We start from the raw sequence: 22,178 nt of genomic DNA, 5'->3' as shown, positions 1-22,178 counted from the left end.
TCAATGATGCGCCTATTGCAGTGAATGACAATAGCAATGGTATAAGTGGACAGCCAACTACCATTAACGTTATTAGCAATGACGCGGATCTTGAAAGTAATATTGATCCAAAAACAGTTAAGCTTATTGATTCTTTAGGTAATGAGGTTACAAGTTTAGTAGTCAAAGGTGAGGGCACTTGGACGGTTAATGTTACGACAGGTGCTGTCACCTTTACTCCTGTTAGCAACTTTAATTCTGATCCAACACCTGTCAAATATGTGGTATCTGACACTGGTGGTCTAAAATCCAATCAAGCAACCATTACTTTGGATTATCCGAATCTAAATCCTAATGCCAATCCTGATTCCAAAACCCTTACAGAAGATCTAGGATCATATAACGTAACTGGTAACGTATTAACTAACGATAATCTAGGCAATACGCCAACTCAAGACCTTACTTGGGGTAGTGAAACTGCCAATTATGGTAGCGTTACCAAAAATGCTGATGGCTCATATAGTTATACCTTGAACAATGCCAGTGCAAACGTACAAGCGCTTGCTAAAGATCAGGAAGTAACGGAAGTCTTTACCTATACTATTACCGATCAAGATGGTCAGACCTCAACTTCAAGTCTTACTATCACCATAACAGGTACTAACGATAGACCTGTTATTACTAATGGTGCTACCGCTGCTGGTGTTATCGATTCCAAACAGATTGTAGAGCAGACGGATAAGATATCTATTACTCAATCAGGGATGATCAACTTCACTGATGTAGATACGACTGATATCTTAACCCTTAATTATGTAAAAGCTCAGAATCAGTTCAGTTATGGTAGTGGTAATACTTTGACTTCCTTGACTAATGCGCAAAAGACAGCATTAGAGAACATATTTTCTGTAACTAAAACTGATAATAGCTCAGGTAATTGGAATATTAATGCGTCCAGTACCGCACTTGATTTTATTCCTGTAGGACAAAGCGTTACTATTCGTTATGCCGTACAAGTCAATGATGGTAAGGGTATCACGACCGTTGCTAATGGTAATGAGCTTAGCAGCAGTAGCGTACGCTATGTTGAGGTCACTATTACTGGTACTAATGACAATCCGATTTTGGTCAATGATACAGCCCGTATTCAAGAAGATAATTTACTTGCCGCTAATCTGTTTAGCAATGATACAAACGATATTGATTTTGGCGAAAAATTAACGGTAGAGTCTTATTCTATCAATGGTACGTCCTATCTAGTAACCGTGGCCACAGGCAGTAACACAGCCAAAGATGTCACTATAGATACGGTTAAGATAGGTAGCATCGTTATTAATAGTGATGGCAGCTATACTTTCACCCCAGTGGCTAACTTCAGTGGCAAAGTTCCTGAGATCACAGTACAAGTATCAAACGGCTTAGCTAGCACCAATCCTAATCGATTCAATGGTGAGGAGAAGCTCAATATTACCGTCGATCCAGTATCGGATGGACCTGGTCTCACGGCAGTTAGCGTCTCAACGCCTGAGGATACAAAAGTCGCGCTAGGACTAAAAGCACCTACGATCACGGACAAGACTGACCTCGATGGGACTAGCAACTTTACTGATAATCCAGAACGTATTGGCTTAATTACCTTAAGTGGCGTTCCTAATGGCGCAGTATTGAGTTATGGTAGTACCAGCTTTACCTCAACAGGTAACAATATCACCGTACTAATAAGTGACTTTGTGACCGAAGGTAAAATCATTAGTAACCCTGGTACACCAACTATTACGATGACTAAGGCTGAGTTTGAGGGACTAGAGTTAACTCCGCCTAGAGACAATGCTACGAACATCTCTATCAATATGTCCGCCACAGAATTTGAGGTGGATAATAGTGGTAGTGTGATTAAGGTAGATAGTAATGGAACTATAGTGACTACAGGAGGCAACGCCATTGCAGGGGCTACTACTACGGTCAAAGTTAATGTCGATGTTCAAGCGGTGACAGATAGCGCTACTAACAACGCAAGCGGCGACGATGCTAGCAGTTTTAGCTACCAGTCAGGTGCAGGGGTCGTTGATAGGACTTTGACCGTTACTCGTACAGAAAATGAATTTGTTGCACTGCCGATAACAACTACCTTTGGTGACTTAGTAGGCGGTACTGGTAATAAAGAGACTTATGGCTTTGTACTAAAAGGCTTAAACCCTGGCGCAATCGTTGAGTTTACGCCTGCGGGCAGCAGTACAGCAACGCTCTATACGGTTGATGCTACTGGTCAATTATTAATCGGCGCTACCCAAAACGGTAGTGGTGCTATTACTGGGACTAGTCTAGTTGCCGCAGGCGGTACTATGCCAAAAATCAGTATTAAGTCAGCAGAGTATGATTCAAAAGATATGAGCGGTATTACCGTATCGCTATACACTCAAGATCATGATGCTGACTCTGATCTTAACTCAACTCTTACTGGTATTCAGAAAGATGCCTCTATAGAGCTGATTGGTACAGTGAATGTCAACCTAACGGTTACGCCAGTAGCGGGTCAAGTCGCGATAACCTCTAACGCGATTAGTACAACAGAAGATACAGCGGTTACCCTTGATACCTTTGGCTTCAGAGTGCTTGATGATAAATCAGGTACTAACAGCACTAACCCTGAGACTATCACAAAGATTGAGTTTACATTGTTAGAAGGGTGGACCTATACCAATACTAGCGGCAGCACAGTAGGGGCAGCAGGCGGTACCACGATTAGTATAGATACTTCTAGTGTGACTAACCTCAATACCTTCTTAGGGGGATTATCTATTAAGCCGCCAGCGCAGTCCTCAAAAGATGCGAGTTTTGTGTTCAAAGTAACCAGCAAAGACATCGATGATGATGGCGGTGTTAACGTAGAAACTACAACGACGCTACCCGCTAAAAAAGTAACCGTGACTCCAGTTGCCGAAGTGGTTGGAGGACGTACTGATAGTGATGCGATAGATGATTTGACTATTAATCCAAATCATACCTATACAGCTAAGGCTAATGAGGACGCATCATTTAATCTTGGTACCAACGGTAGCTTTAGATTACAAACGGGTTGGTCAAATCAAGATGATACCGTCAACTTTGGTCAAGAGTCTCATACCGCTGACCCTAAAGATTCAGAAGAGACTTATGCTCACTTAAGCTTTGGCAATAAGGTAGATGGCGTAGGTGGTGTGTTTACGTCAGTAGTGGGTGCTGTCTTTAGTTATACCAAAAATAGCGTAGTCATAAACCTGACCGATAATGGTTCAGGGGTGGATATTCCAGCGGCTTATCTAAACAGCGTCACTGTCAAGCCACCATTGAACTATAGTGATTACAACTTAGCGAGTGGCGCTAGTACAGTCGTAAAAGTCCAAGCAAAAACTATCGACTATGATGAAGATACAGGAGCCAGTACTACGCCAGTAGTTAGTGGTGAGAGCTATCTAACCTTTGTAGTCAAAGGAGTAGCTGATCCAACGACATTAGCGGTTTCTCCTGCTATTGGTAATGAGGATCAAGCAATAGTCGGTGGTAATAAGCGTGATACTGCTGCCAATATGAGTACTGATATCAATCCTGCTGCGGGTATTCCATTAAAGATTACCCCAAGCTCACGGGATAATGATGGTTCTGAGACTTATAATGTGACTATCAGTGATATTCCAGTAGGAGCGAAGCTATATATTGATAATGGTACGACAATAACCGAAGTCTCTATCACAAGTGGCTCTGTAACCATCAATGACTATACGAATGCTGTAAAGAATCTATATCTCGTCCCAGCTGAGAATTATAGTGGTACTGTAGCACTAAAAGTATCCTCAACTAGTACAGAAATCGATGGTGACATTAGTGCGCCAAGTGCGCAGCTGACCCTATCTGTAAAAGTTAATGGTAAGGCTGATACTATCTCCAACGATAGCCTAAAAGTGATGACTGATAATGGCAAAAATTATACTTATGTCACTGATGAGGCGACGGCAAATGGTACCAGCACTATCGCAATGTCGAGTCTATTCGCTAATGTTAGTAATATAAATCCTTATGATAATGGCTCGCCAACAGCGGAACAGGTTGTTTATAGCGTTAAAGGATTGCCTGCAGGTTTTGACTTGTCAGGTGCGGGCGTTACCTTCTTGGGAGGTAGTGGTACAGGACGAGTATGGTCAGTCACTCTAGAAGCCCTAAAAGATAACACGGCTCAATTAAAAGTACCCAATAACTTTGCTGGTGACGTTAATTTTACTATTACGGGTACAACTACAGAGACAGGATCAGGAAACAGTGCTAGTCATGGTACCAAACCAGTCTCTATCTTAATAAAACCAGATGCCGCCGATAGTAAAATGAATAATCCGCAAATCATTGCCACTGAAGATTTGTGGACTACCATAAATTTCAAAGCTGCTTTTGAGAGCAATGATACGGTGAATATCGCTAACAAAGCGTCAGGTTATGAGGCGTTAGAGACGATCATCATCTCTGCTGATTTCTTATTAGCGAATGATTTGCTGTTACAGCTAGATGGTGCTGGTGTGACACTTACTGCTGGTCAAAATATTACTATTAATGCCAGCCAAAAAGTGGATTTTAAATATGATAATGATAAGTTGCATAGTGATAATTCTATCGATATTCCGTTTAGCTATACGTATACCGATAGTACAACACTAGCTGATGGATCAGTTATTAATACTACTTCACCAGTTATTAACGGCCAACTAGTCAATGTAACTTTCCAAGCAGTCACTGACCAGCCAATCATCACCCTGAGCTCAACAGACAATACCATTAATAACAGCGGGATGGATGATACTTTATCGGTGACCGTCGCTATGAATTCACCAGATAAAGATGGTTCAGAGAGCTTTACCCGTTTAGAGGTCACAGATGTCCCTGAAGGACTGATTGTAGTAGGGGGTATACTGTCAGATAGTATATGGTATGTTGATATACCAAATACAGCTATTGCTACCAGTTCAGCGACCTACCAGCTGGTATTGGAGCTTAATAAAACCAGCCCTAACATTCCTGAAGGTACGTTCGCGATTAAGGTAACTGGCGTCACCCAAGATATCAATGGAGACGGTCGTGATGGTGGGGAAGCGCGCGCTACTCAAACCATTAATATCGTTCTGACTAGACCTACTGATGAAAGTAATGACCCTACTAATACGGCTACGTTGATTAATAATTTTGGCAAAGAGCCAACCGCACCATCACAGTCAAACGAGGATACCAGTATAGTATTGGGCAATATATTAAACGCCACCTTGGTCTCTGGTCTCTCAAAACCCGTAATCGCCTATACTTTCTTTATCAGTGATCTACCAGCAGGTACTGCGGTACAGAGCAGTAGTGGTGATGTTAGCATACAGCAAGTCAATGGAATATATCTTATTGAAGTTAAAGAAGCCAGTAACCTCACTCCAGAACAGGCGCTTGACACCATTACAGTGACACCACCGCTCAACTTTAGTACCAACGTATCTGGAGCCAATCAGGATATTACTTTTGATGTGATATTTACCGCTTTGGATAGTGATGGGCGTGAGGATGTAACTACAATAAATGATGTTAAGGTCACGATAAAGCCATTAACTGATCCAATGGATGAAGCTGGCAAAAACACCATCGTGCAGACCGCTGAAGATACTACTGTTAATATTAATATTGACTTAAAGAATAAAGCAGATGGTGATTATGTACAGCTGATCGATGGCAAGCTATATATCCAACTTAATGAGAATCAGCTAGTAACAGGTACTGGACCTGCTGGAGTATTGACAGACGCTAGTGGTAATGTATTACAGAAAGTCACATTACTAGCTAATGCTGTTGGTAATATCCCTGCTGGCACTTATTATGTCTTAAATGTGGCGGATAGTGATGATTCTGTAAATGGTATAAATCCACCAGATAATATCACGATTAAATATACCCCTGCTGAAAACGCAGATGGTACAGCCAATATTAAGGTATATACTGCGCACAAAGAAGTCAGTGATATCTCAGGACATGATAGCGGTACGCTAACCTATGAGCATACTTATAATGTCAGTGTATCAAAGCAGCCTGATAATCTTAAAATAACCAGTAGTACTAATGGCTCTAGCGCGGTAGCGACTGGCGATGAGGATAGCTTCATTGCTATCAATTATAAAATTACTAATATCGATGAAGGCGATACGGCAGCTGCTATTAGTCTGGATAATATTCCTGATGGCTATGTGGTGTACTACACCAATAATAGCGGAGTCAAAGTAATCGCTAATAATAACGGAGATATAGATAGTGATGGCAATAACTTATGGTCAATAAACACCTCTAATTTAGGGGCAGCTGTTAATGGCGAGACCAGTAATATATTCATCAAGCCTCCTGAAAATATTAGTGGCACTATAGAAGATATTGAGATAAAAGTTATCAATAATAGTGGTAGCGTCAGCGAGCCATTGATTATCGATCTTGTGGTCACACCTATCGCTGATGGTGTAACTTTCAATCCCACTACGGTATTAGGCTCTCAAGGTAAGTGGGCACTACTGAATCTAAATGCTAGTATGATAGACGTAGATGGTAGTGAAACCGTGACTATAGTTATCACAGACAATGGCACAGCATTAACCGATGATGTGCTACGCTTTAGAGTCAAGAGCGATCCTAACGCTGTTCTTGATATCACTTGGAATGGTAATAGCTATACCATAACGGGAATCAAGCCTGAGCAAATCAATGATCTGCAGATTCAATCTTCAGTACCACTTGATGGTAATCTCAACTTTACGCTCAGTACAGTTGACTCTACTGGAAGTATGAGTAACGTATCTACTCCTGTGACTAAACCAGTGCTAGTCGATATTGAATTTACCTCTGTATTTGAGGGTGGTATAGAAGATGATATTCTCGATGCGTCAGGTCAAGGTAGCGCGGTCAACTATAAAGGCGGCGCTGGTAATGACACCTTAATCGGTGGCTCAGGCAAAGATGTGCTAGAGGGCGGTGCAGGTAATGACTTCCTAAGCGGTAATGCTGGCGCAGATACGCTACGAGGCGGTGCTGGAGATGATACGTTAGTATTTGCAGCAGACAATACATTAATGGATGGCGGGGTTGGTCTTGATACTCTACTAGTGGATACCAGTATCGACTTTAGCAGCTTTGATAGTAGCGTGATTGATAACATGGAAGTGATTGAGCTGGGCGCTGGCGCTCAGTCATTAATTAACCTAGCTACCAGTGATGTGATCAATATGACCGATAGCAGCAACACGCTATTTATCAATGGGGATAATAATGATTCAGTGTCATTAACTACTAATGATTTTACAAAACAGCAAAGCTCCAATCAAGCAGGTTACGATCAGTATCAAAGCACAGTAAACCCAGCAGTGACTTTATATGTCGATACCGATATCACTGTGATATAAGCGCTGTTTTAGTGTTATAACTGACTTTGAGATAAGCAAAAAAGCCATAATTAGTTATGGCTTTTGGCATTGAAATTATTGATCTGTCTGCACGTTATTCTTGCTATCTGTCACTGCTGTTAGTGTATTAATAGGTGTAATAGGATAATCGTGCTGAATCCTAGGTGTATTATCGCTTGGAGTCTCACTTGCTTTATTAGGTAGGTGATGCTGTTGAATTTGACTCTGATTGCGTTTTTTTACCTCATCAATGAGTTTAGAGAGTTGTTCATTATCTTGATCAATGTCTTTATCTAGCTGTTGATACTCTTGGGTTTGTTTGAGTTTATATTCAGCCTGGGCTGGTGTTTTATTAGTGGTGGACTCTACGTCAGTTATGATATTGTCGTTTTTTGATAAAATTACTGTTGGCGCTACTGTATCTCTGCTATTAGTTATGACTTCGGGTTTTTGCTTCGATGTAGTACTTTCATTAGCTGAGATATTATTAGTACTGATGGACGCAGAGTTTTTTTTATGACTATTAACGCTTTTTGAAGATTTTATTTGGTCTATCAAATCCTTTGGGTTGGCAGTAGATAGCTTTTCATCTGCCACCATAGCTGCCGATACTGACTGTTCATTATCGGCAATAACAGTCGGTACAGTGATGGGCCGCTCTTTATCAAACACTGTAAAGTAGATTACAATGGCAACTACAATATGTAGCAGTACTGCCAAGACAATAGCTAACATCGACTTGTCTCTAGGTCTTACCGGTTTAGTTGGTGGTAAAGATTTAGGCATATATTTTGATCCTTAAGGTAGCTTTAAGGGAGTAATGACTGGTTATCACTATAATAATTGTTCTAGTACTATATCGGTTATAATTATTATTACCTATATAAAAATGTCCTATAAGATGAGGGTAATGCCATGATGCGCGATTTATATCTCTTTAATTTACCTACCGCAGGATTCAGCATATCAGAATGACTATTTATTCACATTTTCCAGCCATAAGACCAGCTCTCACTATAGTAGTGCTGACTAAACGTAACTGGCAGCGGCTGTCAGTTGGTATGTTATGTCTAACGTTGTCTGGATTAATGTCTAGCTTAGCTAGCGCTAGCAGCGCCGATACCAATATGAATCAGCTTATCGATCAAGCGATTCAAAGCCATCCTTTGGTAGGTTCAGCTCGCGCTGAACAGCAAGCTACTACTGAGAGTATTAGAGCTGCGAAACTGAATCTGTTACCTTCTCCTACAGTATCATCAGGCTATGATCGCGATGACGGTATGGTCTCACAGCTACAGATTAGACAGTCGTTATGGACAGGAGGTAAGCTCACCGCCAATGTCAATCAGGCTATTTTCGATGATAAAGCGGCAAAAGAATACACTTATGAGCGGCAGAACCAAGTAGCAAAAACCACGATAGAAGCTTGGCAAAGTTATATGACTGCGCTGACCAAGCAAGGGGTTTATTTTGATAGTTTAAAATTGTTGACCGAGTTTGAAGCCATGATGCAGCGCCGAGTTTCACAGGGAGTTTCTGCTCGTATTGAATTAGATTTGGTGACCAATCGTATTTTGCAGGAACAAAATGCCTATCAATCTGCGGTTGAGCAGCAGCGTATTGCTATCGCCCGCTTGCAGCAAATTACTGGTCTTAGACTATCAGAAACTGATTTGCCAGCGCCTAACTTGGCCGAACTTGTCAATCAAGCCAAAGGTTATTCGCAAGCTTTTGAGAGAATGGCCTTTGATCAAGCTAGCTTTTATAATCCTACGGTGGTCAAAGAGCATTATCAGGTTGAAGCGGCAAAGCAGGGAGTTATGGCCCTACAGTCTGCACGCTATCCTACTTTTTACGCCCAATATGAATACGATTACTATCATGATAGTGAGTCTAATGATAATGAAGGTGAGTTTTCAGTCGGTCTAAGTTACGATCCAGGGGCGGGTCTGTCTAATCTAGCGTTAGCTAAAGCTTCGGAGTCTCGCGTACAGAGTTTGGTGCAATCAAAAGAGGCATCAAGAAGACTGGTGCTCGAAACCATACAGACCCAATACCAACAGTTTGCTAGTGCCAAAGATCAAGAACGCTCATTAATTGCGGCAGTCGCCGGCGCCCAAATTGTTGTTAGTTCTTATCGTCGGCAGTTTATCGCGGGACGTAAGTCTTGGCTTGAGGTATTGAATGCCGTACGTGAGCACTCTCAATATCAGATACAGTTGGTTGAGACGAGAGCTTCTATTATTGCCTCTTATTATAAGTTGCAGGTTGATTTTGGTATGATGTCTTGGCAACAGTTTGATCAAAGCCGTCAATCAGAACCTCTCTTTAGACCAATAGACTCTGTCAAAAGCTGGTTAGTCAAACCAGATGCCGGTAATTCTAAATCCATTATGACTACGCCGACTCTAGTGGCAATTAATAATAGTGTCGTCCCTACAGAGGAGCAGACTATGACATCGATAGACAGTCAAAACGGTTTTCAAACTTACTCTTCCGTAGAAGTTAGTGATAGCGATGACAGCAACTACGATGAAGCTATTTTGTATGATCAGCGTTTTAGACAGACTCAGTCAGAAATCATATTGAATGACGCTATGGAATAAAATAATAGCTGTTCATTGCATAATCTGAGCGTTTATAAATAGTTAACTAATGAGATACCATCGTTATGAGCTCTTCTCTACCTGCCTCGAATAATCAAACGCCTGATAGTCATCTACCGCCTGATACTATTGATATGTCTAATCTGCCTGCTCAATCCGAACTTATAGAAATAGAGAACGCTTCATTCGTGCTAGCCTCTCAGCTATCGGCCGCGCTGCATACTTTATTGACGCAACAAGGCTATCCTGTTGATAGCGTGCGTTTACATGGGGTTATCAATCGAAAGCGTGAGGATTTACGAACGATTGCGGGTATTATTAATGTGCTACAGCAGCTCGATATAGAGCAATTGCCAGAAGTGCTACTGGCTCCGGACGCTGCCTTTTTACCGCTGCTTGCATTACATCCTACTGAAGGTTGGGGCATTATTCGTCAACAAAATCCACAAGGGTTATGGCGCTTTCAGCAGTCCGATAATACCACTGCCTATAGCAGTGATGATTTTTTACACTTGCTACGTATTCGCCTAGAGGATGAGCCTAGTAAACGTAAGCAAGTCTCTTTTGATCAACTCCTCAAAAAAGATTTGAAAAATTATCGCGGCATCGTTGTTGAAGCTGTAGTTGCTTCCTTCTTGATCAACATGCTAGCACTAGCGGTATCGTTATTTTCGATGCAGGTCTATGACCGCGTCATTCCTACTCGTAGCGAATATACGCTTATAATCCTAGCTAGTGGGGTGGGCTTGGTCATTTTGTTCGAAACTTTTATGAAGTTTGCGCGCTCAAAGATTATGGACAAGGTAGTAGTCAATCTTGATCAATATCTATCGCGTGAAGTATTCCAACGCTTATTGAATGTTCGTATCGATCAGATGCCAGGATCGGTGGGTTCGATGGCCGCGCAATTACGCGGTTACGAGCAAGTTCGTGGGTTTTATACCGCAAGTACTTTATTTGGTTTAGTCGATATTCCGATGGCCGTTATCTTTGTGACTTTGATTGTGGTGATCGGTAATCCTTTGGTCGCTTTAGTTCCTATCGTAGCGGCCATTATCGCCATTTTGTTAGGTATCGGCGCTCGCAAAAAGATCGATAGTATCGCCGCTGTTGGGGCGCAGGCCTCTTATCGTAAGACTGGTATTTTGGTTGAGACGGTAGAGGGGGTTGAGACTATCAAAGCTGGCGCTGGTAATTGGAAGTTTTTATCACGCTGGCTCGATGTGATGAATATCACCACCAAAAATGATCTCGATATGAAGCACGCCAATGACAATTTGAGTTATTTATCGCAGATGATTCAACAAACCAGTTATGTGGGAATTGTGATTGTCGGCTCGTTTGTGGTGATGTCTGGTGACATGACTATGGGCGGCTTGATTGCGTGTTCTATCCTAGGCGGTCGTATTCTAGCCCCGATTATGAGTATTCCTAATCTACTTGTACAGCATTCTCATGCCAAGGCTGCCAAGCTTAATATCGAACAGTTATTCTCCTTGGAGCAAGACAACCATGGCGTCAGCCACCCTTTATCACCCAGTCGCATTATGGGTAACTTCGTTCTAGATAAAGTTAGCTTTAATTATCAGAATAATGATCAACCTGCCTTATCTATTAATACGCTCAAAATCAATGCTGGCGAGCGCATTGCAGTGTTAGGGCCGATTGGTTCAGGCAAGTCGACTTTACTCAAGGTGTTGTCAGGGCTATACGCGCCATCGCAAGGTCGTATACTACTAGATGGGCTAGACATTCAACAGATTAGTCGTGCATCTCTAAGTGAGCAAGTCGGTTATCTGCAGCAAGATCACCGCTTATTTGAGGGAACCTTACGAGAAAACTTATTAATTGGGCTACCAGCTCCTAGTGATGACGTAATGCGTGATGCCCTAGTGCAAACCGGCTTGATTAAGCTAGTCGCTAGTCATTCAAGTGGCTTAGACTTACCGATTAGTGAGGGCGGCAAAGGCTTATCTGGTGGTCAAAAGCAGCTAGTCGCTTTTACTCGTCTGATATTGACTAAGCCTTCGATATTACTGATGGATGAGCCAACCGCGTCGATGGATAATCGCCAAGAGCTAAAATGTATTGAGGTGCTCAAAAAAGAATTTGGTAAAGATCACACGCTCATTGTTTCCACTCATAAAATGCCCTTACTCCAATTGGTTGATCGTATTATTATTATGGATAATCAAAAAATTGTCATGGATGGACCTAAAGATCGAGTGCTTGAGCAGCTAAAAGCCAATGAAGCGCCACAAAAAACTAATAAAATGTCAGCGAAAGTCAGTAAGCCACAAGTGCGTGTTATTAGCCAAAAACCCTCAAGTATTGAGTTAAAAACTGATGAGTAATGCCATCACTATCATAATTTAGGTTGAGACCATGAATCAATATCAGTATAAAGCTCAAGACCCTAAAGTTGGGCGTACTCGTATCATTATTTGGGGCGCACTCTTTGGTATTATTGCCTTAGTAGTTTGGGCTTATTTTGCCCAAATTGATCAAGTTACGCGGGCAACAGCAACCGTTATAGCAAGCGCTCGCACCCAAGATATTCAAGCCTTGGATGGTGGTGTCTTGACTGAGCTTTTGGTCAAAGAGGGTGAGGAAGTCAAAAAAGGGCAGCTAATTGTCACCTTAGAAGAGGAGCGAGCACAAGCAGCCGTTTCTAACTCTGACTCCAAAATTGCTGCGCTCAAAGCTCGTCTAGCAAGGCTAGAGGCCGAAATATTTGAGCGTGAATTAGTGTTTCCTGATGAAATTAAAGCTTATACAAAGTACGTTGAAAACCAAAAGCAACTCTATAACCGTCGTCGTCAAGCTATCGATCAAGATGTCAGCTCCTTACAGAAGATGATGGTACTTGCCAATCAAGAACTGAGCATGAATGAGCCGCTACTAGCATACGGTGATGTCAGCCAAGCGGATGTAATTAAGCTGCGCCGGCAAGTAGCAGATATCCAAGCACAAATCACTAATAAGCGTAATAAGTACTTCGAAGAGGCACAAGCGGAGATGACCAAAGCGCAAGAAGAGCTAAATGTAGAGTTAGAGCAGCTACGAGATTATAATCAGGTATTAGAAGAAAAAAAACTATTTGCTCCTACAGAAGGTAAGGTTAATAATATCTTAATTACCACTATTGGCGGCGTTGTGAAACCTGGTGAAGTTATTATGGAGATACTACCGACCAGTAGTGATTTGATTGTCGAGGCCAAAATTAGTCCTATAGATATCGCTTATGTAAAAGAGCAGCAGGAAGCAACGGTCAAACTTGATGCTTATGACTATTCAATATTTGGTGCGATGAATGGAACGGTGGTGTATATCAGTCCCGATACGCTTATGGAGCAGACACCAAAAGGAGAAGAGCCTTACTACCGCGCGCAAATAAGAATAACAGGGGCTGAGTTTGCAGGTCGTGGTGATGAGATTGTAATCAAGCCTGGCATGACTGCTTCAGTTGATATAAAGGCGCAACAGCGTTCAGTACTGTCCTATCTGACTAAGCCATTGACCAAAACCTTCTCTGAAGGCTTAGGTGAGCGTTAGGTTTTATTATGGATGAGATACATCCAACACGTAGTGTCAGACTTTCAATGTGTGCTTACATTCGCCCAGAAAAAGATAAGCTCTTTAGACGTGAGCAGTTTGAGCTATGCTGAAGAAACCGTAGAGGTAAACTAAGTAACATAAAATGATCTTATGGGAATAGTTTCTTAAATAACGGTATTGACTAAGTCTGGAGCACATCAGATGTTTGCTTAGCAAAATTTTTTTTAATAATGACGCTAGTAGTTTGGTACTGATTACCTACTACAACTACCAACCAACTTTTGGTACAGTTCTCCACATAACGCAAATAAGGATTTAATCACTGATAAAGTAACAGGCTTTATCAATAATTCACACTAATAGTTACTATGTCAGAGTAGTGATCTGGCTTGACGTCAGCGCTAGGTACGATAGCATACACAGTATGTGATTGATTTACTCCGGTACCATTATAAGCCACACCATTTCCCACGCTTTCAGCAGTAAGGGTATTGCCCCATGCTGTTCCAGCAACAGATTGTAATTGATAAGGTATCACATCGCTATTAGGACTAGTACTAGTCATGTCGCCTTTACCATTTTCGTTGCCGTTGGAAGGTGTCAAGCCAATGGTGTAGGGAGCACCATTAGTGCAGTTTACACCAATACTAGTGCTACCTCTGGTATTAATCGCGCTTGCCGCAATGTTATTTAAATTGATGTCAGTCGGTTTGGCAGTGATTTCGCAGCTGGGAATGACAGTAGCTTGGACTGTAAACGAGAATGGATTGCTATTATCTTGAGCTCCCTCTAAGCAGTCAGTTGAGCCTGATTGTTCTGCGGCTTTAAATGTCAAATCGCCATTAAAGTTATTGGTATAAGTTCCTGGTATGGCTAAAGCATTGCCATTATTCGGGATTAGAGACGTACTGATAACAACTCGGTCTGAAATATTACTCTGCCCTAACTCAGTAGATCTGGCTGGAATATATATTGCGCCTGAGCTGTATTCCTCTCCAAAACCAAAAGTGCGAGTTCCCCAAGTCTTACCATTTGGCAGTGTCATATCGAACGCCAATTTATGAGTATTAGATGCTGTGTTCATATAACGCGGGTTTACAGCGTTAGGTGTGTTGCCACCATTAGCCGCAAGGCAAACAGAAACATATCCAGCAGTGTCGCCAGTATTGGTACAGCTGTATTCCAAATTGCCAGTGATATTTGCACTCTCAGCATTAGCAGTTGTAATAGTATTGCTAATATTTATAACTCCAGTATTCATGTTGGCCTGACAACTAACATTTAATGTTGCATGCGAGCTTACTGCCGTGAACCACAGTATGATAGGTGACAACAATATACTGTAACGCCATGGAGATATCTTTATTTGTAATCGTTGCATTATGTTTGTACCTTTGAACAGACGAGAGGACCAATTAGTGGGATCTCATCACCCTGCTTATGATAGTCAAAACCGATAGTGCAGATGTCACCAGAGGGGTTAGTTATCTCTAGCACATTATGCTCATCCAGCGTATCTAGATATACTTCACCATCGAAACCGATGATAGCTTCTGGTATATCTTTGTTGGTAAGTAAGCGTACTTGACTACCTAATGGTAGTGGTTGCTGACTACTGTCTATAATAATAACGGACGCCGAGCGCACTGGTGTAATAGCAAATGTGACTAAGGTACCAGCGCGGTCAGTTGGCGTGGCTTCAATATTGACTTGATCAATCCGCAAATCAGCAGGCAAATCCATAGGGTCTATGCTAACTTTATTACTTTGATAACCCCAGTTCGGGATAAGGGCTCAAAAAAAAGATAAAAAAAGAAGTCCGAAGTTGCTAAAGTGAGTTTACCAAGACAAACTTCACAACAAGGACTTCTTACATGGACAACCTAACCGAACTATACTGCCATATTGACGACTTTTATCAGCAATTCAAACCTGAGTTTGACGCTCATTTAATCGCAACGGGACACCAAAGGTTAAGAGCATGCCAGATAAGTGTAGCAGAGATTATGACTGTCTTGGTACTGTTTCATCAACTGCGGTATCGACAGTTTAAGGCGTTTTACTACCATCACATGCTTGGCATGATGAAACGGGCGTTTCCAAATCTGCCGAGCTACTCGCGATTTATAGAGCTTGTGCCGCGCAGTATCATGCCACTGTGCAGCTACTTGCAAAGCATGATGGGCGACTGTACGGGTATCAGCTATATTGATTCAACCAAGATAGCAGTTTGTCATAACAAGCGTATCTACCGTCACAAAGTCTTTGAGAGTATGGCGCAAAGAGGTAAAGGTAGTATGGGCTGGTTTTACGGCTTTAAGCTGCATGCCATTATCAATCATAAGGGCGAGCTTGTATCTGTTAAAGTCACTGCGGGTAATACGGATGACAGAGTGCCTGTTAAGGATATGGCAACGCCTGTGTTTGGCAAGGTGTTTGGGGATAGAGGCTATATCAGTAAAGCCCTAAACGAGTGGCTCACAAAACACAATGATACCACGTTGATAACCAAACTTCGGCGTAATATGAAACCCCAATTACTTGAGCCTATGGATGAGGCACTACTCAATCATCGCTCTTTGGTTGAAACGGTGTTTGGGGAGCTTAAAAACTTGTGCCAAATCGAACACTCACGCCATCGTAGTGTCACGGGGTTTATCACAAACTTGCTGTCAGGTTTAATTGCTTATTGCTGGTTTCCCTATAAGCCCACCATCAAAAACATGCCTCAGCAGGGACAGGTAGCCACATTGTAAATAGTATCAATGAGTTACAATGTGGCTTATCCCGAACTGGGGTTTTGATAAGCATTTAGTGGCGAGACCAGCAATAAGCCACGACTATTGGTAGTACCGATTAGACTGTTTTGTAGTAGTACGGGCACATCAGCAATACCGTCAGTAGAGACAACCGCAAAACCACTGTTTATTCGACGAGTCGGAAAGAGTCCTCCCCCCATCATTACTAGTGAGCCTGTGCCACTGGCATAAGTAGAATAACTGTCATCGTTGACGCTGACACCCGCTTGTATTCGGCCGTAGCGACCAAGGTAACTTAATTCTGCCAATCCATCGTTACTATCACTCCTATTAGAATTACTATCTAAGTTATTGTCTACACTGTGCCGTGCTTGTGCGCGCCAATTAATACCGCCTGAATTTGGCGCAGATTGTGAAATATCGGCCACGAATACATCACGCTCGTCTGTGTGCTGAACACTGCTATTCATCGAAATATTACGACCTAACGAGAATGAAGCGCCGATAGAGGCTCTGCTATTAGCAGAGTCATTGAGGTCTTGATTAAGATTAGCCCTCAATCTTAAACGTTGGCCAAAGGATTTACTCCAATAAGCGCTAGCGAACTGTGTGCTTTCCTCATCAGCAAGTGACACTTGGTTATAGCTTATGCCAAAGCTACCTAAGGATTGAGTGCTATAACCTGTAGATATCTGCTCACTGCGGCGAGCGGGTGCAGATCCGTATTGACTACCTACGTCACGGTAAGTCCCTTTCGTGCCTGTAGCGCGGGCGCTAATATTAAAGCGACTGTTATTCCATGAGTAGCTTGTGCTGTATTGCGAACCGCTTTCACCTTGGCTTTTGCTACCTGCTAGTGACGCAAATAAAACACCGCCTGCGCGGCCTAATAACCAAGTACCGCCGACTCCGGCATTACTTAGATCTTCGGTTACTTCGGCATGGGTTTCTGCAGTAAAGCGTTTACTCACCCCATAACGCCAAGAGCCACTGGCAGCAATATCATCACCATAATCAAAGGACTTGTTACCATAGTTTTTGCGCACAGCACCCAACTCTACTGACCAGTCGGAAAGCCCCGGCTGTAGCAAACGATGGGCGTCATATAAAGAGAACTCAAGCGTAGTGCTCTGCCCTAATGCATCGGTAACTACCAACTGGGCATTACCTACGCCACTGAAGCTAGGAGCGGTCTGCAGCTCAAATGGTCCGGTTGGTACATCCCCACTGTATTGTTTAAGACCATTCACATATAGCTCTACCGCTGAGGGCAAAGTGGCAGAACCAAAAAACGAAGGCAATGGGGTAGTTGCCATATAAGGCTGCAGATCAAAATTGGTACCGATTTGTAGGCCACCTAAGCGCGTAGAGCGCGTCCATGACAGCGCGCCTGTGAGGATGTCACCAGCACGAACCGTAAGCAGCTTATCAGGAAATGATTTGCTCCAATTGGTATCCAGACGCACAGTGCGCCCGTCCCAATCTTTGTCATTATTGCCAGCAGAGTGAGTGGCTGTAGTCAATGCCGTAGAACTTAGTACACCGAGATCACTAAACGCACGCAGCTCTGTAAAAGCACTGAGGTTTTTCGCACTACCCTGAGTTTGACTACCGTAAATATCATAATTCAATAACATGCCTGGCGATGCAGTAGGTTGCAGGCGCTGATTACTGCGCGTATTACGCACGGTAGTGTCTAGATCGAGTAAGTTTAGAGGTGCAATAAGCTTCAGCGTTTGCCGCCGTGCATTGTAATCAATCTGGAGGTCAGGCAGGCTATTCAACGGTATGAGTTCGGTGCTATCAGGCGGCACTACGAAGCCAAGCTGTTGCAGCGCATCAGCGTTGGCCCAAAGTTGGTCTTCGCGGTAGACGAAATGCACCAAACCAGAGCTGGTTTGATTAAGAGTGACTTCTAGATACAGATCAAGCTCAGCTTCATAATATTCAGTGCTGTCACTGTCTAAGCCGAGCTGAGCCTGTCTGATATTCTCGATGATTGTAGAAGTAGTATCTGTAGAAGCGGTCGCAGAAGAGACCCTCTCATTCGGTTCGATAGCGTGACTGACCGATACCGTTATACACTGTAACAAAACAACTTTAGCGAGTGGAATTGTCCAATGTGACGTCCTGCATCGTCTGAATTCCATTGATCGATACCTTGAATTTACCGGTTGTTGTCCCTGTTAGCAGGGCAGAGGGCGGTATTTTCAGTGTCCAGTTCATAGTAGCATCTGGCAAAACATAACCTAGCAAACCTTGATGTAGATTCACGCTATTGCCTGCAGCATCTATAACGCTCAGACCAATCAACTTGGCATGACCATTACCGCTATTGCTGACATGTAATGTTATTTGCTCACCATCTGGTTGCACGCTATAGCGCCATTGCAATTTTGGCTCAGTTTTATTAACACCAACGGGCTGTACAAATACAGGTAAAGAGTAGCTCATCGCAAATTGCAGACCACTCTTTTTCTTAGCAGATTTAATAGGTAGCTCATTAACGAAAATTCGATAGCTATCCTCTACCGCTGCTACGCCTTGCGGCGGCGCCTTGGCACGGATAATTCGAACCAGTTGTTTGTCATTAGGGCTGAGCTTAATCATTGGCGGACTGGCCAATAATCCTCGTGAGGGTGTGAGCTGATCGCCTTTTTCATCCTGTGACCACTGATAAACGCGCACTTGCGCGTTTATCACTTCGTCACTTGAGTTACTAAGGGTCAGGCCACTGGCGTTTTCTCTAGCTTGTAAGTTTAAAGAGATGGGAGAGACCTGTAGGCCACTCGCCATTGCACCGCTACAAGACAGTAGCAAACTAGAGATCACAGCAGGTCTCGCCACACGGCGTAACCAGAGACTTAACATGGGAATTAATAAGCTACAGAAACATTAATAGTATCTGAGTAAGCGCCAGGTGTAACGTCGGCGGCATCAGTTACTGTTAGATAGATAGGAGTAGTAATAGCGGTCGCATAATTTTCGAATGCTGCTGTAGAGACTGTATCAGTAGTGCCCCAAGCAGTGCCGCTAGCTGAACCAGAAGTTAATTTATATGCCACTTCTTCAAGTGTATCATCTCCTCCAAGCATAGTGCCAGTACCGTCGAGGTTACCAGTTGATGCAGGTGTTAGACCAATAACAGCCACAGAACCTTTAGAGCAATTTAAGATAAGGTCAGTGGTTGCTGTTACAGCTGTAGTCGCTTTACCTGCTTCAGTTGCTGCAAGTACAACGTCTACAGGAGCGGCATCTATAGTACATATTGATTCAACGTCCATACTAACGCCAAAACTACTTGTGACAGGACTTTCAGCATTGGCACTAGATATAGCAGCGAAACCACCAATAGTAACTAATGTAGCGGTCATTAAGGATTTTTTAAATTGCATAGTCATAGTAAAGCTCCAAGTTTTAAATTTATCAGTATTTTGATCATGTGAAGTTCTTGAACTAGATAAATACTGAACCTCACCGTACATAAGGCTAAAGTCATAGCTTTTGGTAATTTGGGGACCACTGAAATGATCTACTTATCTGAGAATAACCAAATCTTAGCCATTAACATAATATTCACATATATGAAACTATTCATTAACTTTACCAACATATTGTAACACAAACCATGTGTTTGCCCTAATCATTTTACTGTTGTATCTCAAGCCTAGCCTTTAATTAATAAAGGCTGTCGGAAATTCAACCTTGGCAGTGATAAGGCTCATCTGTGAATGTTCAACACACTCTAATGATTTGAATTGAAAGTTTAAAAGTGGATTATTACTTTCCGTTTTTATTATATAGTTAACTTTTGGTTCTTTATGGGTATACCCCAAAGGAACCAGATGTTTATACCTTATAAGCTATTAATAGACTACTCAAAATAGACCGCTATAATGGAACTACTTATAACAGACTACTAAGCCAGTTATGTTTATTGAAGCTTATTCATATATAGCATTACATACTTTGACGCCCAAACTCTCTTAAAAATGTATCAACGGTTGCCGCCATAGGGCTATCACTAGACATAGGTATGTGTTTATGGGCAATTTGTCGTGATTGAGGTAATACAAATGTCGCGCCGTTATTGTGTTCCTGACATACCTTTGGATATATTTGCTGCCAGCAGGGATAGGTAATAGCCTCTGCTTTACTTCTCATGTCCGAAAACCCAACCCGTCTAGCCGTCTCATAAACCACAGCATGAACATACTTTCGCTGAGCCGCATCAAGATAAGCTTGGCGACTGTTTGGATAGCTTTTCCCATTGGTATCTGCTAAAGCCAGTAAGTCACGTGCTGAGCTTGGTGGCCATTCTTCAAGTATAGAGCGCTGCTTAGCTTGTTGCCACTGTTTGGCCGTTGGCTGCAAATGCATTATGACCTTTGCCCATAATATGGCTTTTTGTGTAGGGTAGTCCTCAGCTTTTGCTTTATTACCAAAGTTTAGCTGCCACTCACCAAACAGTCGCACCAGTTCTTTGGTCAGTTGCCGCATTTCCTGGGCATAATCATCATGCCATGCGGTCGAAGTAGGCATCAACGTCTTGTTGGCCTTGCTCAACGTAGTGGGCAGCATGGTTAAATGCGTTGCTAGGTGCATTTTTTTGATTGGTTTTTGAGGCTGATTCATAATGCTCTCCTTTGCTTTTGCTGTTTTTAGATTGGTACTGACGGTCATTATTAATCCATGCGATAAGGACATCACATCGTCTGTCATCCGTTAAAATGGGATTATTTTTTAGCTCTTGCTCTGTGTAGTACGTCTTGAAACTCTTAACATGATTGGCATAAGCTTTTGAATCTAATACTGGTGCTGATGACGATGCGTTTTTAAGTAAAGTGTTTGTCTGATTGAGTGTAGGTGCTGCCCAGTCTTTAATAGGATCAATATTTGAACGGTTATTATTTGACTGAGAGAGAGAAGGTTTATTGGATGAAGATGATGATGACGGGCATTGCTCAAGTATATCGTTAGTATTGCTTAAGCATGTTTTAGATGATGCTTGTGCATTGCTTGGATCATCCGTAATGTTATCACTATCACTTTTTTGATTTTTGCCCCAACGAGCGTCAGAACCCTTCTTACCCCGTTCAGACTTCATCTTTCGATTGTTGGTCGCTGTTTCTTTTTTCTCATCGAGATACGAGCTGAATAATAGCTCACCATTGCTTTCAAAGAGCTGAATACTCAAAAGCAATTTAATAAACGTTTTAGATTTATTGGTAGATAATCGAGTGATTGCAGCAATGACTTTGTTATCATGTGGTACCTCGCCATTCTTCCAATAATCCATCATAAGTAAATACAAAGCACCTACCTGCTCTGTACTAAAGCGCGTTGTCATGGCGAGCATATCGCCAATATAAACGGGTAGCCAAATACCCACATCATCTGATTTACTCATTATGTTCTCCTTGACCAGTCATTGGCGTCATAAAAAAGTCATCTACGGCTTCTAAGCGGTTAAAACTGTCTTTAGCAATGTGAAATAAGATATCTATTTTTTGACTGTCATAGCAGCGCATATTGATAGGTACTACTTTTAAGTTGCACATCGCCAAAATGGCGGCAAATTGTATGAGTCTACTGTCTTTATGACTGCTATCTAACCAGCGACCGACGGTGGTGGTATCAACCCCTAAGCCTTTGGCTAGCTGACCTCGTTTATGCTTTGCAGCGCTTTGCAGTATTTGAGCCTGAATGCTGCGTGACTGTTCAAGTTGTTCTTTAGATAATGGATACATGAGACCTCCAATATGGTTTGACTGTAAATAGATAAAGCTAGATTAAACAACAACCATAATAACGTTATTACGTTATTTTAACAACGC

Annotated in this window: 14 protein-coding genes; 5 read left to right on the top strand and 9 right to left on the bottom strand. The window is 42.3% G+C overall.

Annotated features, from left to right (window positions below; translation table 11 throughout):
- Nucleotides 1-14: 14 nt before the first annotated feature.
- On the top strand, nt 15-7,418 hold the full coding sequence (locus CXF61_RS05005) for an Ig-like domain-containing protein (RefSeq protein ID WP_413775326.1): 7,404 nt from the start codon (nt 15-17) through the stop codon (nt 7,416-7,418).
- Between the two features lie 75 nt (nt 7,419-7,493).
- On the opposite strand, the gene CXF61_RS05000 is transcribed toward CXF61_RS05005, so the two are convergent.
- Nucleotides 7,494-8,204 carry a hypothetical protein gene (locus CXF61_RS05000; protein ID WP_165597395.1) on the bottom strand — a complete coding sequence of 237 codons (711 nt, stop codon included), beginning with the start codon at nt 8,202-8,204 and terminating at the stop codon, nt 7,494-7,496.
- Nucleotides 8,205-8,506: 302 nt separating this feature from the next.
- Here CXF61_RS05000 and CXF61_RS04995 point away from each other — a divergent pair, with 302 nt between their 5' ends.
- The 3 genes from CXF61_RS04995 to CXF61_RS04985 all read left to right on the top strand — a co-directional run bounded on the left by CXF61_RS04995 (nt 8,507) and on the right by CXF61_RS04985 (nt 13,579).
- Nucleotides 8,507-10,024 (top strand): TolC family protein, encoded by a 1,518-nt coding sequence (locus tag CXF61_RS04995; RefSeq protein WP_227526604.1) that lies wholly within the window; start codon nt 8,507-8,509, stop codon nt 10,022-10,024.
- A 65-nt stretch (nt 10,025-10,089) separates the two neighbouring features.
- Complete coding sequence (locus CXF61_RS04990) at nt 10,090-12,378, top strand: type I secretion system permease/ATPase (protein WP_165597394.1); 2,289 nt, start codon at nt 10,090-10,092, stop codon at nt 12,376-12,378.
- Between the two features lie 31 nt (nt 12,379-12,409).
- Entirely contained in the window at nt 12,410-13,579 is a 1,170-nt protein-coding gene (locus tag CXF61_RS04985) for a beta-barrel domain-containing protein (protein ID WP_165597393.1), read from the top strand.
- A 346-nt stretch (nt 13,580-13,925) separates the two neighbouring features.
- Here the strand turns inward: CXF61_RS04985 and CXF61_RS04980 are convergent, their stop codons facing one another.
- Nucleotides 13,926-14,843, bottom strand: coding sequence for a Csu type fimbrial protein (locus tag CXF61_RS04980; protein ID WP_193834184.1), 918 nt, complete (start codon nt 14,841-14,843; stop codon nt 13,926-13,928).
- A 119-nt stretch (nt 14,844-14,962) separates the two neighbouring features.
- The gene (locus CXF61_RS04975; RefSeq protein WP_165597391.1) at nt 14,963-15,325 is read right to left on the bottom strand and encodes a FimD/PapC C-terminal domain-containing protein; all 363 of its coding nucleotides are present in this window, start codon (nt 15,323-15,325) and stop codon (nt 14,963-14,965) included.
- A 131-nt stretch (nt 15,326-15,456) separates the two neighbouring features.
- On the opposite strand from CXF61_RS04975, the gene CXF61_RS04970 reads away from it, so the two are divergent.
- Nucleotides 15,457-16,338, top strand: a complete 882-nt coding sequence (locus tag CXF61_RS04970) for an IS982 family transposase (RefSeq protein WP_165597390.1) — start codon at nt 15,457-15,459, stop codon at nt 16,336-16,338.
- A 26-nt stretch (nt 16,339-16,364) separates the two neighbouring features.
- Here the strand turns inward: CXF61_RS04970 and CXF61_RS04965 are convergent, their stop codons facing one another.
- From CXF61_RS04965 to CXF61_RS04940, 6 genes are all read right to left on the bottom strand, one after another.
- Nucleotides 16,365-18,434 (bottom strand): fimbria/pilus outer membrane usher protein, encoded by a 2,070-nt coding sequence (locus CXF61_RS04965; protein WP_227526603.1) that lies wholly within the window; start codon nt 18,432-18,434, stop codon nt 16,365-16,367.
- Between the two features lie 7 nt (nt 18,435-18,441).
- On the bottom strand, nt 18,442-19,212 hold the full coding sequence (locus CXF61_RS04960; protein ID WP_193834183.1) for a fimbrial biogenesis chaperone: 771 nt from the start codon (nt 19,210-19,212) through the stop codon (nt 18,442-18,444).
- A gap of 5 nt (nt 19,213-19,217) precedes the next feature.
- Nucleotides 19,218-19,742 carry a spore coat protein U domain-containing protein gene (locus CXF61_RS04955; RefSeq protein ID WP_227526602.1) on the bottom strand — a complete coding sequence of 175 codons (525 nt, stop codon included), beginning with the start codon at nt 19,740-19,742 and terminating at the stop codon, nt 19,218-19,220.
- Nucleotides 19,743-20,301: 559 nt separating this feature from the next.
- The gene (locus CXF61_RS04950; RefSeq protein ID WP_165597388.1) at nt 20,302-20,883 is read right to left on the bottom strand and encodes a hypothetical protein; all 582 of its coding nucleotides are present in this window, start codon (nt 20,881-20,883) and stop codon (nt 20,302-20,304) included.
- Complete coding sequence (locus CXF61_RS04945) at nt 20,858-21,751, bottom strand: DUF1376 domain-containing protein (protein ID WP_165597387.1); 894 nt, start codon at nt 21,749-21,751, stop codon at nt 20,858-20,860. The genes CXF61_RS04950 and CXF61_RS04945 overlap by 26 nt, the downstream gene beginning before the upstream one ends.
- On the bottom strand, nt 21,744-22,091 hold the full coding sequence (locus CXF61_RS04940; RefSeq protein WP_165597386.1) for a hypothetical protein: 348 nt from the start codon (nt 22,089-22,091) through the stop codon (nt 21,744-21,746). Before CXF61_RS04940 ends, CXF61_RS04945 begins: the two co-directional genes overlap by 8 nt.
- Nucleotides 22,092-22,178 lie beyond the last annotated feature (87 nt).

Origin of the sequence: Psychrobacter sp. 4Dc (assembly GCF_002836715.1) — a bacterium.
Classification (GTDB): domain Bacteria; phylum Pseudomonadota; class Gammaproteobacteria; order Pseudomonadales; family Moraxellaceae; genus Psychrobacter.
This window is presented reverse-complemented; position numbering and strand designations above follow the sequence as displayed.

What these genes read in the sequence shown, in the direction of transcription:
- CXF61_RS05000 (WP_165597395.1), bottom strand. Translation starts at nt 8,204, where the DNA reads ATGCCTAAATCTTTACCACCAACTAAACCGGTAAGACCTAGAGACAAG.
- CXF61_RS04995 (WP_227526604.1), top strand. Translation starts at nt 8,507, where the DNA reads ATGTCTAGCTTAGCTAGCGCTAGCAGCGCCGATACCAATATGAATCAG.
- CXF61_RS04990 (WP_165597394.1), top strand. Translation starts at nt 10,090, where the DNA reads ATGAGCTCTTCTCTACCTGCCTCGAATAATCAAACGCCTGATAGTCAT.
- CXF61_RS04985 (WP_165597393.1), top strand. Translation starts at nt 12,410, where the DNA reads ATGAATCAATATCAGTATAAAGCTCAAGACCCTAAAGTTGGGCGTACT.
- CXF61_RS04980 (WP_193834184.1), bottom strand. Translation starts at nt 14,843, where the DNA reads ATGAATACTGGAGTTATAAATATTAGCAATACTATTACAACTGCTAAT.
- CXF61_RS04975 (WP_165597391.1), bottom strand. Translation starts at nt 15,325, where the DNA reads ATGGATTTGCCTGCTGATTTGCGGATTGATCAAGTCAATATTGAAGCC.
- CXF61_RS04970 (WP_165597390.1), top strand. Translation starts at nt 15,457, where the DNA reads ATGGACAACCTAACCGAACTATACTGCCATATTGACGACTTTTATCAG.
- CXF61_RS04960 (WP_193834183.1), bottom strand. Translation starts at nt 19,212, where the DNA reads ATGTTAAGTCTCTGGTTACGCCGTGTGGCGAGACCTGCTGTGATCTCT.
- CXF61_RS04955 (WP_227526602.1), bottom strand. Translation starts at nt 19,742, where the DNA reads ATGACTATGCAATTTAAAAAATCCTTAATGACCGCTACATTAGTTACT.
- CXF61_RS04950 (WP_165597388.1), bottom strand. Translation starts at nt 20,883, where the DNA reads ATGCCTACTTCGACCGCATGGCATGATGATTATGCCCAGGAAATGCGG.
- CXF61_RS04945 (WP_165597387.1), bottom strand. Translation starts at nt 21,751, where the DNA reads ATGAGTAAATCAGATGATGTGGGTATTTGGCTACCCGTTTATATTGGC.
- CXF61_RS04940 (WP_165597386.1), bottom strand. Translation starts at nt 22,091, where the DNA reads ATGTATCCATTATCTAAAGAACAACTTGAACAGTCACGCAGCATTCAG.